This is a genomic window from Streptomyces sp. NPDC028331, from assembly GCF_055565775.1.
Genome location: NZ_JBVHTR010000026.1, coordinates 1 through 17217, shown reverse-complemented (window position 1 = coordinate 17217; position 17217 = coordinate 1). Strand labels below are relative to the sequence as shown.

12 protein-coding genes are annotated in these 17217 nt (G+C 70.7%); 9 read left to right on the top strand and 3 right to left on the bottom strand.

Annotation, left to right across the window (positions count from 1 at the left end):
* Positions 1–44: 44 nt before the first annotated feature.
* A complete protein-coding gene (locus ACZ4SW_RS30170; protein ID WP_468251865.1) occupies positions 45–1958 on the bottom strand; it encodes a glycoside hydrolase family 97 protein in 1914 nt (637 codons plus the stop codon).
* A 164-nt stretch (positions 1959–2122) separates the two neighbouring features.
* Here ACZ4SW_RS30170 and ACZ4SW_RS30165 point away from each other — a divergent pair, with 164 nt between their 5' ends.
* The 7 genes from ACZ4SW_RS30165 (at position 2123) to cimA (ending at position 9237) form a co-directional block, all read left to right on the top strand.
* Complete coding sequence (locus ACZ4SW_RS30165; protein WP_468251864.1) at positions 2123–2662, top strand: GNAT family N-acetyltransferase; 540 nt, start codon at positions 2123–2125, stop codon at positions 2660–2662.
* A gap of 288 nt (positions 2663–2950) precedes the next feature.
* Positions 2951–3082 (top strand): hypothetical protein, encoded by a 132-nt coding sequence (locus tag ACZ4SW_RS30160; protein ID WP_103838047.1) that lies wholly within the window; start codon positions 2951–2953, stop codon positions 3080–3082.
* A gap of 204 nt (positions 3083–3286) precedes the next feature.
* A complete protein-coding gene (locus ACZ4SW_RS30155; RefSeq protein ID WP_200422560.1) occupies positions 3287–4330 on the top strand; it encodes a 3-isopropylmalate dehydrogenase in 1044 nt (347 codons plus the stop codon).
* A 297-nt stretch (positions 4331–4627) separates the two neighbouring features.
* Complete coding sequence (locus tag ACZ4SW_RS30150) at positions 4628–5716, top strand: branched-chain amino acid aminotransferase (protein ID WP_200422561.1); 1089 nt, start codon at positions 4628–4630, stop codon at positions 5714–5716.
* An 88-nt stretch (positions 5717–5804) separates the two neighbouring features.
* Positions 5805–5951, top strand: coding sequence for a hypothetical protein (locus ACZ4SW_RS30145; RefSeq protein ID WP_468251862.1), 147 nt, complete (start codon positions 5805–5807; stop codon positions 5949–5951).
* Positions 5952–6043: 92 nt separating this feature from the next.
* Positions 6044–7345 (top strand): MFS transporter, encoded by a 1302-nt coding sequence (locus ACZ4SW_RS30140; RefSeq protein WP_468251861.1) that lies wholly within the window; start codon positions 6044–6046, stop codon positions 7343–7345.
* Between the two features lie 281 nt (positions 7346–7626).
* Positions 7627–9237 carry a citramalate synthase gene (gene cimA, locus ACZ4SW_RS30135; RefSeq protein WP_468251860.1) on the top strand — a complete coding sequence of 537 codons (1611 nt, stop codon included), beginning with the start codon at positions 7627–7629 and terminating at the stop codon, positions 9235–9237.
* A gap of 60 nt (positions 9238–9297) precedes the next feature.
* On the opposite strand, the gene ACZ4SW_RS30130 is transcribed toward cimA, so the two are convergent.
* On the bottom strand, positions 9298–11160 hold the full coding sequence (locus ACZ4SW_RS30130) for a ricin-type beta-trefoil lectin domain protein (RefSeq protein ID WP_468251858.1): 1863 nt from the start codon (positions 11158–11160) through the stop codon (positions 9298–9300).
* A 249-nt stretch (positions 11161–11409) separates the two neighbouring features.
* On the opposite strand from ACZ4SW_RS30130, the gene ACZ4SW_RS30125 reads away from it, so the two are divergent.
* Together ACZ4SW_RS30125 and ACZ4SW_RS30120 are read left to right on the top strand one after the other, a co-directional pair.
* Positions 11410–14436 (top strand): glycoside hydrolase family 3 protein, encoded by a 3027-nt coding sequence (locus ACZ4SW_RS30125; protein ID WP_468251857.1) that lies wholly within the window; start codon positions 11410–11412, stop codon positions 14434–14436.
* A gap of 86 nt (positions 14437–14522) precedes the next feature.
* Positions 14523–15890: a hypothetical protein gene (locus ACZ4SW_RS30120; protein ID WP_468251856.1), complete on the top strand. Its 1368-nt coding sequence runs from the start codon at positions 14523–14525 to the stop codon at positions 15888–15890.
* Between the two features lie 129 nt (positions 15891–16019).
* Here the strand turns inward: ACZ4SW_RS30120 and ACZ4SW_RS30115 are convergent, their stop codons facing one another.
* The gene (locus ACZ4SW_RS30115) at positions 16020–16622 is read right to left on the bottom strand and encodes a YceI family protein (protein WP_468251854.1); all 603 of its coding nucleotides are present in this window, start codon (positions 16620–16622) and stop codon (positions 16020–16022) included.
* Positions 16623–17217 lie beyond the last annotated feature (595 nt).

Below are 17217 nucleotides of genomic sequence, written 5' to 3'. Positions count from 1 at the left end.
CCCGCCCCGGTTCTCCGCGAACCGGGGCGGGGGCGGTTCTCGTCTCAGCGCTCGCAGGTCGTCCGGCCCGGCCGCCAGGGGCAGGCCAGTGCCGCGAACCCGCCGTCCGCCGCCACGGACACCGCGAAGGTGTCCCCGCCCCGCACCGTGCGCGCCGAGCGGACCAGGCCCGACGGGCCGTCCGTGAGGGCCTCCACCAGCCAGGGGCCCGCTCCCAGCCGGAGCGGCACGTCGACCGTCCGCGCGGCGCCGGCGAACGTGCCCCCGATGAACCAGCGGCCGTCCGCGGCGCGTCGGGCCAGCACCGCCGAGCGGCCCGGGTCGCCGCTCAGCAGGCGTGTCTCCTCCCAGCGGGCCGGGAGCTGCTCCAGGAAGCGCCGGGCCTCGGGGCGGGCGTCGTACGACTCCGGGGTTCCGGACAGGTTCTGGACGCCCGACTCGTACAGGACCGTCAGCCCCAACTCGCCCGCGTCCGAGCCCGCGTCGGGCCGGTACGGACGCTGGAAGGCGCCCGGGGTGAAGTCCATGGAGCCGATGACGTTGCGGGTGAACGGCAGGGAGGCCAGGTGCTCCGCCGTGTTGTTGCGCTTCTCCTCGCCGCCGACGGCCTCCATCGTCATGACCTGCGGCCAGGTGCGCTGGATGCCCTTCGGGAGCGTGGCGCCGTGGAAGTTCACCATGAGGTGGTGCCGGGCCGTCGACTCCAGGACGTCGTCGTACCAGCGCATCCGCTCCTGGGACTCCGAGTCCATGAAGTCGATCTTCACTCCCTTGACGCCCCACCGCTCCAGCGTGCCGAGCCACTTCTCGCGCTCGGCGGGGTCGGTGAGGAGCGTGTAGTGCAGCCAGACGTGGATGCCGACGCCCTTCGACGCCGCGTAGCGCACCAGTTCGGGCATCCAGCTGTCCGTCTGCCAGTCGGGGTCGACGACGTCCCAGGCGTCGGTCCTGAAGTACCAGCCGGCGTCGACGACCTCGTACGGCCAGCCGCGTTCGGCCGCGTAGTCCACGTACTTCTCCTGCGCTGCCAGGCTCTGCCCGGCCTCCTTGCCGCCGGCCAGCCAGGTCCACAGCGCCGGGCCCGGCTTGATCCAGGAGGTGTCGCGGACACGGGAGGCGGGGGCGAGGTCGTCCACGAAGGTCGACTCGGTGACGGTGGCCAGGTCACCGGTGATGACCGCCCGCCAAGGGGTCGTCAGGGCGCCGGCGGTGTGGATCGGGGCGTCGTCGTAGAGGCTCACGCCGTAGGTCGCCGAGCCCGCCTCGTGCGTCAGGTGGGCACCCGCGTAGGTGCCGGTGACGTCGGACTCGGCGATCAGCGCCCAGCCGCCGTCGGTGTGGAAGAGGGACTGCATCATGTACGCGCCCGCCGGTGCCGAGGCGGCCGAGTCGTAGCGCTTGAAGGGCAGTTCGTTGTCGGCGCGGTAGGCGCCCAGGACGGCGCTCGCGCCGGCGGGGAGGGTGAAGGCGGAGGTCTCGCGCAGCACGTCACCCTGGTTCTGCGGCAGCACGTAGCGGTAGGCGACACCGTCCGGGGCGACGCGGGTCACCAGGTCGAGCCGGGCGCCCGACGCCGTACGGAAGCGGAAGCGGGTCTCGGTCATCCGGACGTCCCGTACGCGGGACTTGCCCGCGCTGCCGGTGTACCGCTCGAAGACCGCGCGGTCGCTGCGGCCGATCAGGCTCAGCCCCTTGGAGAGGTCGGCCTGTCCGGTGACCAGGCCGACCGGCGAGGGTTCCAGGACGGTGTGGCCGGCGCGTCGGACGGTGAGCGTCGGGTGCCCGTCGGACGGGTCGAGCGCGACGACGGCCGTCGGTGAGCCGTGCGGGCCGCGCACCTCCCAGGCGGTCGCCGGCGCGGCGGTGCCGGCCCGGGCGGGCAGTGCCGACGCGGTGGTGGCGAGCAGTGCGGAGCAGAGGGCCAGGACGATGGTGCGGACCCGTGGTCGGGCGGTCATACAGAACCTCTCCCTGTCGCAGTCATCCGATGACTGTGAGAGTGGTGGTGCTATATGTCCATGTCAAGGTGTTTGACGCTCTCATACATCGGATTGGAGGTCAGCGCGATGACACATGGTCATGTATGCGAACGTCATCGGGGGAAGTGGGTGATACTGGCCACGTGACAGCCGGAGTCCGTACCGCCCATACCGCCGACCTCGACGCCGCCGATCTCCGGGCTGTGCGCGCGCTGCTCGATGCCGCGTTCGACGGGGACTATGACGACGACGACTGGGAGCACACGCTCGGCGGGATGCATGTGCTCGTCGGCGACGAGCGGGGGCTCGTGGCGCACGGGGCCGTCATCCAGCGCCGCGCCCGCTACCGCAAGCGCTGGCTGCGCGTCGGGTACGTCGAGGGCGTGGGCGTCCGTGCCGACGTGCGGCGCCAGGGGCTCGGCGGGCGCGTCATGGCCGAGGCCGAGCGGATCATCGACGGCGCCTACGACCTCGGTGCGCTCTCCGCGAGCGACGACGGCGCCCGTCTCTACGCCGCCCGCGGCTGGCGGCTCTGGCGCGGCCGGCTCTGCGGCCTCGGTCCCCGCGGCGTCGTCCGTCTGCGTGACGAGGAGGGCTGCACGTATGTACGCCCTGCCGCCGCGGGCGCCCTCGACTTCCGGCGCAAGCTGGTCTTCGACTGGCGTGACGGGGACGTGCTCTGACCGTCGCCGACGGTTGTCGCAGGTCGGGGCGGGGTGGCCGCCGTGCCGTCTCAGATAGTAGGAAGTCCGAGTAATTGTGGAGACAGATGCCCGGTCCTCACTTACTTTTGTAGAAGCCGAACGTCTCGCTGGATCAAGCGAATGGCGGTCGTGAGCCGGGCCCCGTGCAGGCAACCCCTGCGGCACCGCTCCCCGCCTCGGCTGGGGGCACCTCCCACGCGTCAAGCAGTGGGGGAGTCTCGTAACCCCCCTTTCCGCACTCCCGGATGTCGAAGGAGTCGATTTCCCATGGCCGAGACGACCGCCCGCCGCCGAGTCCGTCACGTTTCCCGTACGAGCGAGTCCGACCGGAAGAACGCCGCCGCGGCGCTCCAGCGCGCCCTCGACCGCAGGGACAACGGCGGCGCGACCGGCCACTGAGCCGGGCCTCCTCCTCCCGGGCCCTCACTCGTACGGCCCGCACCCTCACCCACGAGGCTGCACCCATAAGCCGGGAGCCGCACCCGCACGAGGTGCGGCGCGGCGGGCGTCCGCGCCATCCGCCGCGCCGCACTTCGATGTCGGGCGGTGTCCGCATCGCGGACGCCCCGTGTCATTGCGTGGGACAAGGAGTACGGTGCCGTCATGTCTCGCAGCATCAATCTCGCAGTGATTCCCGGTGACGGCATCGGCCAGGAGGTCGTGGCCCAGGGGCTGAAGGTCCTCTCCGCCGTCCTTCCGCAGGATGTGAAGCTGGAGACCAAGGAGTACGACTTCGGCGCCCGGCGCTACCACGCCACCGGCGAGACCCTCACCGACGCCGACCTCGAGCAGCTCAAGCAGCACGACGCGATCCTGCTCGGCGCGATCGGCGACCCGTCCGTGCCGTCCGGCGTGCTGGAGCGCGGCTTCCTGCTCAAGCTCCGCTTCGCCTTCGACCACCACGTCAACCTGCGGCCCTCCAAGCTGCTGCCGGGCGTCGCCACCCCGCTCGCGGGCCAGCCCGAGATCGACTTCGTCGTGGTCCGCGAGGGCACCGAGGGCCCGTACACGGGCAACGGCGGCACCATCCGCAAGGGCACCCCGCACGAGGTCGCCACCGAGGTGTCCGTGAACACGGCCTTCGGCGTCGAGCGCGTGGTCCGGGACGCCTTCGCCCGCGCCCAGGCGCGCCCGCGCAAGAAGCTGGCCCTGGTCCACAAGAACAACGTGCTCACGTTCGCGGGTCACCTGTGGACGAACATCTTCAACAAGGTGGCCGAGGAGTTCCCCGAGGTCACCACCGAGTACATGCACGTCGACGCGGCGACGATCTACCTGGTCACCCAGCCCGAGCGCTTCGACGTGATCGTCACCGACAACCTCTTCGGCGACATCATCACCGACCTCGCCGCCGCCATCTCCGGCGGCATCGGGGTCGCCGCCTCCGGCAACATCAACCCGTCCGGCGAGTTCCCGTCGATGTTCGAGCCCGTGCACGGCTCGGCGCCCGACATCGCGGGCCAGGGCAAGGCCGACCCCTCGGCCACCGTCCTGTCGGTCGCCCTCCTGCTGCGTCACCTCGGCTACGAGGCCGAGGCCGCCCGCATCGAGGAGGCCGTCTCCGCCGACCTCGCCGAGCGCGTGGGCAAGCCCGCCCGCACGACCGACGAGATCGGCGACGCGCTCGCCGTACGAGTAGCCGGCTGACCCGCCGCCCTGCTCACACCCCTGAGTAAAGCCGCCGGGTCGCATCGCACCCGGCGGCTTTCCCATGCCCCCGCCGGGTGTCACCATCGACCGACCCCTGTGCCACCCCGAGGGCCGTATTCACACCGTTCCTCCCCCGCAGCCCGAAAGGCGTGGGGGTGCCCCCATCCCTCACCCGCTTGCCATAATCGAACGCGGAGCCGCGGATTGAGGGAATGCTCGGACGTCCTACCATCGCCACTGGCGGAACGGGCGTGAGCGCGGCCCGTCACGACAACCGGTGAAGGACAACCATCCATGACGACGCCCACGATCGAGCTCAAGCCCTCCTCCAACCCGCTCTCCGACGCGGAGCGCGAGGCGATCCTGGCCAACCCCGGGTTCGGCCGCCACTTCACCGACCACATGGTGACGATCAAGTGGACCGAAGGGCGGGGCTGGCACGACGGCCAGCTCGTCCCGTACGCGCCGATCTCCCTCGACCCGGCCACCAACGTGCTGCACTACGCGCAGGAGATCTTCGAGGGCCTCAAGGCCTACCGCCGGCCCGACGGCTCCGTCGCCACCTTCCGCCCGGAGATGAACGCGCTGCGCTTCCAGCGTTCCGCCAAGCGCCTGGCGATGCCCGAGCTGCCGGTGGAGACCTTCATCGAGGCGTGTGACCTCCTCGTCCAGCAGGACAAGGCGTGGGTGCCGGCGCACGGCGGCGAGGAGTCCCTCTACCTGCGTCCCTTCATGATCGCCACCGAGGTCGGCCTCGGCGTCAAGCCCGCCAACGAGTACCTCTTCCTGGTCATCGCCTCCCCGGCCGGCGCCTACTTCCCGGGCGGCGTGAAGCCCGTCTCCATCTGGGCGTCCGAGGACCGCGTCCGCGCCGTCCCCGGCGGCATGGGCGACGCCAAGACCGGCGGCAACTACGCGGCCTCCCTGCTCGCCCAGGCCGAGGCCGCGGCCAAGGGCTGCGACCAGGTCTGCTACCTCGACGCCGTGGAGCACAAGTGGGTCGAGGAGCTCGGCGGCATGAACCTGTACTTCGTGTACGGCAACAAGATCGTCACCCCGAAGCTGACCGGATCCATCCTGGAGGGCGTCACCCGTGACTCCCTGCTGACGGTCGCCCGCGACCTCGGCTACGAGGCCGAGGAGGGCCGGATCTCCATCGACCAGTGGCAGGCCGACTCCGAGAACGGCACCCTCACCGAGGTCTTCGCCTGCGGCACCGCCGCGGTCATCACCCCCGTGGGCACGGTCAAGCGCGCCACCGCCGAGTGGAAGCAGTCGGGCGGCGAGCCCGGCGAGGTCACCCTCAAGCTTCGCGAGGCACTGCTGGACATCCAGCGCGGCACGCGCGAGGACACGCACGGCTGGATGCACAAGCTGGGCTGACACCCGCCGCACCTGCGCAGGGGCCGCCTCGGACCTCGGGTCCGGGGCGGCCCTCGTCGTCCGCGTACGGAGTCCACCGGAGGAGTCCGTGGAGCCGACGGTGCTCGACACCGCGGCGGCCGACGGCACCACCGCCGCCTGCGTGCGACGGCGCGCTCCGGCATGTGCGGCCGCCGACCTGGTGCCCGACGACAGCAACGGGGTGTCGGACGTGTTCATCGACCACATCCGCTGACCGGCCGCCGACCTGCGGGTGCGCCATGAACGCAATGAACACAATGCGAGGCGCTCTTGTCGCATCCGCGAACGCCCGGCACGTTACGGCCCATGGGACGAGAGCACTGGAAGAGGATCTGGATCGGCTCGGCCGGGAACATGGTGGAGTGGTACGACTGGTTCGTCTACGCCAGCTTCGCCACCTACTTCGCGGGGGCGTTCTTCCCCGACGACAACCCCACGGCCCAGCTCATGAACACCGCCGGCATCTTCGCGGTCGGTTTCTTCATGCGCCCCGTCGGCGGCTGGCTGCTCGGCCGGGTCGGTGACCGCAGGGGCCGCAAGGCCGCGCTGACCCTCACGGTCACACTGATGTCCGCCTCTGCGATCCTCATCGCGATCGCGCCGACGTACGGCGTCGCCGGGTACGGCGGCGCGGTGGTACTGCTCGTCGCCCGGCTGCTGCAGGGGCTGTCGGTGGGCGGCGAGTACGCGGCGAGCGCCACCTACCTCACCGAGGCGTCCGACCCACGCCGGCGCGGCTTCGCCTCCAGCTTCCAGTACGTCTCGATGACCGCCGGCCAGATCGTCGGGCTCGGCCTGCAGATCGTCCTCCAGCGCACCCTGTCCGACGGCGCGCTGCACGACTACGGCTGGCGCATCCCGTTCGTGCTGGGCGCCCTCGGCGCGGCAGTGGTCTTCTACCTGCGCCGGAACATGCTGGAGACGGACGTCTACGAGGCCGACGAGAGCGGGGGCGAGGAGCGGGGCACGCTGCGCGCGCTGTGGCGGCACAAGCGTGAGGCCTTCCTGGTGATCGCGCTGACCATGGGAGGCACGGTCGCGTACTACACGTACACCACGTACCTGACGAAGTACCTGTCGAACTCCGTCGGTCTGCCCAAGGAGACCGCGACCCTGGTCTCCTTCACCGCGCTGATCGTCTTCGCCTGCCTCCAGCCGCTCGCCGGCCGGCTCTCCGACCGGATCGGCCGCCGCCCGCTGCTGATCACCTTCGCGGTGGGCTCGACCTTCCTGACGGTCCCGATCATGGCGATGCTGAGGCACGCGGACAGCTTCTGGCCGGCGCTCGGCCTGTCCCTGCTGGCCCTGGTGGTGGTCACCGGCTACACCTCGATCAACGCCTGTGTGAAGGCGGAGCTGTTCCCGACGGGCGTCCGCGCGCTGGGCGTGGCGCTGCCCTACGCGGTGGCCAACGCCCTGTTCGGCGGAACGGCGGAATACGTCGCCCTGTGGTTCAAGGACGCGGGCGTGGAGTCCGGCTTCTCCTGGTACGTAGCGGCCTGCGCGGCCGTCTCGCTCGTGGTGTACGTCACCATGCGGGAGACCAGGGACCTGGACCTCACCCGGATGAAGGACTCGGAGTCCGCCCGCGTGACGACCGCATCCTGAGACGGCGGTGAGCGCGGGGGCGGATTGTGCCAGACTGCCCCCGTGCTCTCGTTCGCCACGATTATTGGCAGCAGGCGCGCCGGTCCGCAGTGACCGCCACGTACGACCAGGTACGGGTGGCCACCGTCGTCCTCGACCCGCGCGCAGACCTCTCGCACCCGCGAGAGGTTTTTTCGTTTCCTGGCCCACCTTCAGCCGGGGGCGCAGCGCGAGGGAGTATGGGGGGACGGTGGAACCGGTCATTCCGGGAAGACCGAATCCACAACAGGAGCCTTGAGACCATGACCGAGACGGCAACCAGCGAGCTCGACGACTCGTTCCACGTCTTCGACACGACGCTGCGCGACGGCGCACAGCGCGAGGGGATCAACCTCACGGTCGCGGACAAGCTGGCCATCGCACGGCACCTGGACGACTTCGGTGTGGGCTTCATCGAGGGCGGCTGGCCCGGCGCGAACCCGCGCGACACCGAGTTCTTCGCGCGTGCCCGGCAGGAGATCGACTTCCGGCACGCCCGGCTGGTGGCCTTCGGCGCGACGCGCCGGGCGGGCGGCAAGGCCGCGGACGACCCGCAGGTCAAGGCGCTGCTGGACTCGGGGGCCCCGGTGATCACACTGGTCGCGAAGTCCCACGACCGCCATGTCGAACTGGCGCTGCGCACGACGCTCGACGAGAACCTGGAGATGATCCGCGACACGGTGTCCCACTTGCGGGAGCAGGGCCGGCGGGTCTTCGTCGACTGCGAGCACTTCTTCGACGGCTACCGGGCGAACGCCGCGTACGCCAAGTCGGTGGTGCGTACGGCGGCCGAGGCGGGCGCGGACGTGGTCATCCTCTGCGACACCAACGGCGGCATGCTGCCGGCGCAGGTCCACGCGGTGGTCTCGACGGTGCTGGCGGACACGGGTGCCCGGCTCGGCATCCACGCCCAGGACGACACGGGCTGCGCGGTCGCGAACACCCTCGCGGCGGTGGACGCGGGCGCCACGCATGTGCAGTGCACGGCGAACGGGTACGGCGAGCGGGTCGGCAACGCCAACCTGTTCCCGGTGGTCGCGGCCCTGGAGCTGAAGTACGGCAAGAAGGTGCTGCCTCAGGGCCGGCTGCGCGAGATGACGCGCATCAGCCACGCGATCGCGGAGGTCGTGAACCTCACGCCGTCGACGCACCAGCCGTACGTGGGCGTCTCGGCCTTCGCCCACAAGGCGGGCCTGCACGCCTCGGCCATCAAGGTGGACCCGGACCTGTACCAGCACATCGACCCCGAGCTGGTCGGCAACACCATGCGGATGCTGGTCTCCGACATGGCGGGCCGGGCCTCGGTGGAGCTCAAGGGCAAGGAACTGGGCATCGACCTGGGCGGCGACCGCGAGCTGGTGGGCCGGGTGGTCGAGCGCGTCAAGGAGCGGGAGCTCAAGGGCTACACGTACGAGGCGGCGGACGCGAGCTTCGAACTCCTCCTGCGCGAGGAGGTGGCGGGCAAGCCGCTGCGCTACTTCCGCACGGAGTCCTGGCGGGCGATCGTCGAGGACCGCCCGGACGGCACGCACGCCAACGAGGCCACGGTGAAGCTGTGGGCGAAGAGCGAGCGGATCGTGGCGACGGCGGAGGGCAACGGCCCGGTCAACGCACTGGACCGGGCCCTGCGTGTGGCTCTGGAGAAGATCTACCCCAACCTGGCCGCCCTGGACCTGGTCGACTACAAGGTCCGCATCCTGGAGGGCAAGCACGGCACGCAGTCCACGACCCGCGTCCTGATCTCCACGTCGGACGGCAAGGGCGAATGGTCCACCGTGGGCGTCGCGGACAACGTGATCGCGGCGTCGTGGCAGGCCCTGGAGGACGCGTACACGTACGGCCTGCTGCGCGCGGGGGTGGAACCGGCGGAGTAGCCGACCGAGGCCCTCACCGAGGGCTGCGCCCCCAGGGGCACAGCCCTCGGTGAGGGTGCACTACTGCAACCGCCACTTCTGGTTCGCCGCGCCCGTGCACGACCAGATCTGTGCCCGCGCCCCGTTCGCCGACGAGTTGTCCGTCACGTCCAGACACTTGTCCGCCGCGAGGTTGACCACGTCACCCGTCGAGGCGTTGTACGACCACTGCTGTGCCCCGGTCCCGTTGCAGTCGTAGAGCTGCACCTTCGCCCCGTCAGCCGTCGACCCGGACGTCACGTCGAGGCACTTCCCCAGCGCCTGGACCGATCCGTCCGCCTTCACCGTCCACTGCTGCGCGGCCGTCCCGTTGCAGTCGTAGAGCTGCACGGCGGTCCCGTTGGCGTTCGACGCCCCCGCCACGTCCAGGCACTTGCCCGCGAGGCCCACGAACGCCCCCGACCGGTCACCGCCGCCCGACTGCGCACCCGACCAGGTGAACGTCGCGGACGTCTTCCCGGGCAGCGAGTACGTCGCGTGCTGCCCGCCCCAGTCGATCGTCACCGTCTTCGCCGACGTGGCGTCGTTGTACGCGATCAGCGCCTTGGACCCGTCCGGGTTCCGCCACGCCACGTTCGGCACCGCGGACGACGCCGTGGAGGCGATGCGCTGCGCGCCCGGCCGTACGAACTTCGTCAGATGCCCCATCGTGTAGTACTCGATCGTGTAGTCGACCGTCCCGCTCTCCCCGTCCCCGTTGTGGACCGTGACCAGTCCGGTGCAGGTCCCGCAGCCGCCGTTGTGCGGCCCCATGTTCTGGTCGACGGCCAGCGACCACTTCGTCACGGACTTCGCCCAGTTGCGGGTGTAGTCCACGATGTTGAGCATGTCCTCGCGCTGCTGGTTCGCGATCCAGGTGCCGCCCGAGTGCTCCGTGCCGAACGCGTCCAGCTCCGGGTACTGGTTGTGGACGGCCGTCTGCTTCGTCACGTCACCGCCGTACCCGTGCCAGGCGATCCCGCCGAAGTTCGGGTGCGAGCGGACGGTCGCGTCGTCCACCGTCTGGGCGGCGTAGGAGTCGTACGTGTCCCAGTTCCAGTCGTGCGCCAGCACCTTCGTCGTCAGGCCGGCCGCCTGGAGCTTCGGCAGCAGCTCGTTCTTCGTGAAGTAGGCGAGCCCGGAGGCGTTCCAGCTCATCGACGGATAGCCCGAGCAGCACGTCGGCTCGTTCTGGGCCGTGACGTACGAGACCGGGATGCCCTGGTCCCGATAGGCCTGGAGGTACTTCACGAAGTACGAGGCGTAGGCCCCGTAGTCCTCCGCCTTGAGCCAGCCCCCGTTGAGCTGCCCGCTGTCCTTCATCCAGGCGGGCGCCGTCCACGGGGTGGCCATCACCGTAAGCTGCGGGTTGAGCTGGAGCGCCTGCCTGGTCAGCGGGACCACGTCCGCCAGGTCGTGCGCGATGGAGAACCTCGCCAGTGACGGGTCGGTCTGACCGGCGGGCACGTCGTCGTACGTGTACCCGTAGCGCGCCAGGTCGGAAGCGCCCATCGGATTGCGCAGGAACGACAGCCCGATCCCGTCCGTCGGCGAGAACAGCTTCCGCATCGTCGCGTCCCGCGTCGCCTGCGTGAGCGCGCCGCTGCTGTTCATCAGCCAGGCCGCGGTGTCCGTGAAGGACGCTCCGCCGCCGGTGAAGGTCTGGTACCGCGTGTTCTCGTCGACGGTGATGTTCTCGCCGCCGCCACCCGTCCCGGACTGGAACGCGAACGGTGTCTGCGGCTGCAGACCGCGCACCACATGGCGCCCGCCCGAGTCGTCGGTCGTGGTGAGCCAGGCGGTGACCTGTTCGCCGGCCGCGTGCGCGGGCGTGGCCGCGGCGAACCCGGCGGTGGTGAGCAGCCCGGCGAGCAGCAGCCGGATCGTGCGCCTGTGTCTCCTCATGGAGCGCCGCCCTTCTGGAGGTGGGGGATGGGGGCGTGCGAGGCGTGAGTAAATGACGGCTTCGTATACGCGTCAAGGGGGTGCGCGTTCAGATTCCGAAGCGGCAACGGCACAGATCCGGACGTGAGTTGCGTCTGTACCGGCTCTGACGTGAAGTCTTGACGGCGCTGCCGCCCCCTAGTTAACTCACGGCGTGATCTAAGTCATGAGTTAACAGGACGACTTGATGAGTCGAGGGAAGGTCCGTCCATGCGAAGAACCGCCCTGCTCGCCTCCGCCACCCTGCTCACCGCTCTGATCCCCCTGGCGTCGGCGCGCGCGGCCGACGACCCCGCCCCCGCCCCCGTACCCGTCGACCGCTTCGAGGGCGAGGTGCCCTTCGCCGGCCAGCCCGCCGAGGGCATCTTCACCTGGGGCGGCGACAGCGACGACCCGCCCACGCTCCGACTGGCCGACCGCGCCGACGCCCCCGAGGGCGCCAAGGTCCTCTCCGGCACCTACGACATCAGCGGCTACGGCGGCTTCACCCACGACTTCGCCGCCGACCGGCCGGCCCACGACTGGTCCGCCCACAAGGGGATCCGCTTCTGGTGGGACGGCCAGAACAACGGCAAGAAGATCGCCTTCGAGATCAAGGACGGCGGCGCGAACGGCGAGGCCTCCGAACTGTGGACGACCTCCTTCACCGACGACTTCGCCGGCTGGAAACAGATCGAGATCCCCTTCACCGACTTCACCTATCGCACGGACTACCAGCCGGTCGGCGGTATCGACCACGTCCTCGGCCTGACACGGATGTGGGGCTACGCCGTCACCCTCCCGGTCGGCGTCCAGGGCCACTTCGCCATGGACGACGTGGAGCTGTACGGCAGGCCCGACCAGTCGCTGCGCGCCTCCGTCACCACCGACGCCCCCGTCCACCCGGTGAAGGAGGGCGGAACGGCGACCGTCAGGGTCACCGTCGCCACCACCGGATCGGCCCCGATCGACGAGCCCGTGACCGTGCGGTACGAGACCGGCGGCGGCAGCGCCGAGCCCGGCAAGGACTACACCCCGGTCTCCGGCACCCTCACCTTCCCCGCGGGCACGGCCTCCGGCGCCTCCCGGACCATCCAGGTCCCCACCCTGAAGGACAGGTCCGCCGAGCCCGCCGAGACCATCCCCGTCAAGCTCACGGTCACCGGAGCCAAGGCCCCGGCCGAGACACCCCAGGTGGTCGTCGACGCCCACGGACTGCCGTACCTGGACAGCAGGTTGCCCATCAGGAAGCGCGTCGCGGACCTCCTCTCCCGCATGAGCCTGGAGGAGAAGGCCGGGCAGATGACCCAGGCGGAGCGCGCCGCCCTCACCGACCAGGGCGACATCGCCGGCTACGCCCTCGGCTCGCTCCTCTCGGGCGGCGGCTCCACCCCGACGCCCAACACTCCCGAGGCGTGGGCGAGGATGATCGACGGCTTCCAGCTCCGGGCGCAGGCCACCCGCTTCCAGATCCCGCTGATCTACGGCGTGGACGCGGTGCACGGTCACAACAACCTGGCCGGCGCCACAATCATGCCGCACAACATCGGCATCGGGGCGACCAGGGATCCCCGGCTGGCCGAGAAGACCGGTGCGGTGACCGCCTCCGAGGTCCGCGCCACCGGCGTCCCCTGGGACTTCGCGCCCTGCCTGTGCGTGAGCCGTGACGAACGCTGGGGCCGCTCGTACGAGTCCTTCGGCGAGGACCCGGCCCTCGTGCAGTCCATGGAGACGATCATCCAAGGCCTCCAGGGACGGGCGGACGGCCGCGACCTGAGCCGCAACGACAAGGTGCTGGCCACCGCCAAGCACTTCGTCGGCGACGGCGGCACCGGCTACGGCTCCTCCACCACCGGCTCGTACACCATCGACCAGGGCGTCACCAAGGTCACCCGGCGGCAACTGGAGGCGATCCACCTGGCGCCGTACGGGACGGCGGTGGAGCGAGGCATCGGCTCGGTCATGCCGTCGTACTCCTCGCTCGACATCCTCGGCGACGGCCGGGGCCCCGTGAAGATGCACGCGCGCGGCGACATGATCAACGGTGTGCTCAAGGGCCGCATGGGCTTCGACGGCTTCGTGATCAGCGACTGGAACGCCATCGACCAGCTCCCCGGCGACTACGCGGCCCACGTCCGCACCTCGGTGAACGCGGGCGTCGACATGATGATGGTCCCCTACACGTACAAGGACTTCCGTACGACGCTCGTCGAGGAGGTGAAGGCCGGGCGCGTCAGCGAGCGCCGCATCGACGACGCCGTCTCCCGCATCCTCACGCAGAAGTTCAGGCTGGGTCTCTTCGAGCACCCGTACGCCGACACGGCCGGAGCCGCGCGGATCGGCTCCGCCGCGCACCGCGCCGTGGCCCGGCAGGCGGCCGCCGAGTCCCAGGTGCTGCTGAAGAACGCGCACGGTGTGCTGCCGCTGAAGAAGAACCAGAAGGTGTACGTCGCCGGCTCCAACGCCGACGACCTCGGCAACCAGACCGGCGGCTGGACCATCACCTGGCAGGGCTCCTCCGGCACCCACACCCAGGGCACGACCATCCTCCAGGGCATGCGGAAGGCCGCGCCGGACGCGGCCATCACCTACTCCAAGGACGCCTCGGCGCCGACGGCCGGCTACGACGTCGGCGTGGTCGTCGTCGGCGAGACCCCGTACGCGGAGGGCGTCGGCGACGTCGGCAACGGCCACGACCTGCGGCTCTCCGCCGCCGACCAGGCCGCCGTCGACAAGGTGTGCGAGGCCATGAAGTGCGCGGTACTGATCGTCTCCGGACGCCCGCAGCTCGTCGGCGACCGGCTCGGCGAGATCGACGCGCTGGTGGCGTCCTGGCTGCCCGGCACCGAGGGCGACGGCGTGGCGGACGTCCTCTACGGCAGGCGGCCCTTCACCGGACAGCTCCCCGTGACCTGGCCGAGGTCCGAGAACCAACTGCCGATCAACGTCGGCGACGCCGCGTACGACCCGCAGTTCCCGTACGGCTGGGGGCTCACCACGCTGACCAGCATCCCGGAGGGGGGCACCGCGACCCTGAAGGCGCTCGCGCTCGCCGCCGCCGCGGCCGACAGGACGCACTCCGACCGTGCCGGACGCGAGATCGTCACCAAGGCCCGGCTGCTCGTCCAGCAGAAGGCGGGCTCCGGGATGACGCCGGCGATCGCGAAACCGTTCGCCGAGGCCGACCACCTGCTGCTGACGGGCAGCTACGCGGCGGCGGTGGCCGAGCTGACGCAGGCCTACCGGGCCGTGGACTGACGCCGTCAGCGGTCCGGGGCGGGCGGTGCGGGCCGCCCGCCCCGGACCGACGTCCGGGTTCGGGCGGCTTCCGGTACGTTCGAAGTATGAAGGCCGCGCTCCGCCGAGGACTCGTCATCCCGCTGGTCGCCCTGCTCATGGCCGCGCTGACGGTACTGTCCGCCGGTGCGTCCCGTGCCCAGGCCGCCACGGACGTCTCCGCCATCGCACAGGCGCTCCGCAGCGGGCCCGTGTACGTCGATCCGGCGGCCTCCGGGCAGCTCTCCGCCGCGGACGCCGACGCGCTCGCGAAGAAGATCGAGAACGCGGACAAGCCGGTCTTCGTCGTGGTCCTCCCCGCCGACTACCCGACCCGGAACCTCTTCGTCGACCTGCGCACCGCCACCGGCGTCACCGGCCTGTACGGCGTCCGCCTCGGCGACCGCTTCGACGCCCGCGCCGACTCCTCGGTCCTCGGGCACAGCGCCGTGCGGAACCTGGTCACCAGCGTCCAGGGCGAGACCGCCAAGGCCCAGCTCAACGACTTCACCGACCGCGCCCTCGCCAACGTCGGCGGCCACGCCCCGTCGAGCTGGGGCACCTCCGGCAGCCGCCACCAGGTGTCGGCCACCGCGCTGATCACGCTCGCCGTGGTCCTGGTGCTCGGCGGCACGGGCGCCTATGTGCTCGTACGACGCAGCCGGCGCCGGCGCGAGGAGGAGCAGCAGGCCGCGCTGGAGAAGCTGCGGGTCGTGGTGGACGAGGACATCACCGCCTTCGGCGAGGAACTCGACCGCCTCGACTTCCAGCCGGGGGAGCCGGGCGCCGACGACGCGATGCGCTCGGACTACGCACGCGCGCTGGACGCCTACGAGGAGGCGAAGTCGGCCATGGCGGCGGCGCGGCGCCCCGAGGACGTGAAGGCGGTGACCCAGTCCTTGGAGGACGGCCGCTTCGCGCTGGCGACGCTCGCCGCCCGCCGCGAGGGGCGGCCGCTGCCCGAGCGCCGGGCGCCCTGCTTCTTCGACCCCCGGCACGGCCCGTCCGTCGCCGACGCGACCTGGACACCCCCGGGCGGCACTCCGCGTCAGGTCCCGGTCTGCGCGGCCGACGGGGCGCATCTGGCCGACGGCCGCGACCCGATGGTCCGCGAGGTGGACACGGAGTACGGCCGCCGTCCCTACTGGGACGCCGGTCCCGCCTACGGCCCCTGGGCGGGCGGCTACTACGGCGGCGGCCTCCTGCCCGGCCTGCTCGTCGGCACACTGCTCGGCAGCATGATGGCCACCCCCTCGTACGCCGCCGACTACGGCACCGGCTACGGCGACTTCGGCGGATACCAGGGCGGCGACGTCTCCGGTGCCGACTTCGACTCCGGGGACTTCGGCGGCGGCTTCGGCGACGGCGGGGGAGGGGACTTCGGCGGCGGCGGGGACTTCGGCGGAGGCGGCGGCGACTTCGGCGGAGGGTTCTGACCGCCGCCCCACCCGGTGCCGGGGTGCGTGCTTGTGGTGGGCCGGAGCGGCCCGTGCACGTTCCCTGAGGACGCGAACGCCTGCCCTCCCGGGCCGGGAGGGCAGGCGCTCACGTCGGTGCGGGCGGGGTTACGCCTGCTTGATGGCCGAGATGTCGAAGACCAGCTTGATCTTGTCGGAGACCAGCACGCCGCCCGTCTCGAGGGCCGCGTTCCAGGTCAGGCCCCAGTCGGAGCGCAGGATCTCCGCCTTGCCCTCGAAGCCGACGCGCTCGTTGCCGAACGGGTCCTTGGCCGCGCCGTTGAACTCCAGGTCGATGGTGAGCGGCCTGGTCGTGCCGAGGATCGTGAGGTCGCCGGTGATCCGGTACTCGTCGCCGCCGAGCGCCTCCGCGCGGGTGGAGCGGAACGTCATCGTCGGGTGCTCGTCGACCTTGAAGAAGTCGGAGGCCTTGAGGTGGTTGTCGCGGTCGGCCGAGCCCGTCTCGACGCTGTCCATCTTGACGTCGATGGACGCCGTGGACCTGGACGGGTCCGAGCCGTCCAGGTGCAGCGTGCCGGTGAAGTCCTTGAAGCTGCCCTTGACGTTGGTGACCATCGCGTGCCGGGCCACGAACCCGATGGTGCTGTGCGCCGGGTCGAGCGTGTACTCGCCGGTCAGTGCGGCGAGGTCCGGGTTCACGCCGGTGGCCGGTGCGGTCTCGGCGCTGTCCTTGCGGCTGAAGATGCTCATGAGGTGCTCCTTGGGGGACGGGATCGCGGTCCCGGAGGGAGGCCGCGGCTCGGAGTCTGTTTAAGATTCAACTGATACAACGAGACCGACGCTAGACCTATTCCGTACGAGTTTCAACATCATTGGCGTACGTGTCGGCGGAGGGCGCCCGGAACCGGTCACGGGGTTCCCGGGGGTGCCCGGGGTGACGGGTACCGTGAGATCCCGCCTGCGGCCGTTCGAGGTCCCCCGTCACTCCGGGGATGGCATGGGCGAGCTCCCAAGGTGTGATCACTCTCCGTGGACCGCTTTGTCGGGGCTCGACAACGCTGAGGCCCTCCGGACAGTCAGAATGGCTGCATTCGGGCCGTCTTCTGTGAAGGGTTACCAGGAAAACGGGCCGGAGACTGTACGGAGTCGACGGCGAGCTTTCCTTGGTGGCTTTCGTAAGGTCGCTACATGACCGTTTTGGACGAGGCTGTGGATTCCGGGAGCGAGCCCGCCGATGCGCGCGGGCGGGTCGCCGAGCTGCACGAGATCCGCGAGCAGGCCCTTGCGGGTCCGAGTGAGAAGGCGACCGAGGCGCAGCACGCCAAGGGCAAGCTGACGGCCCGGG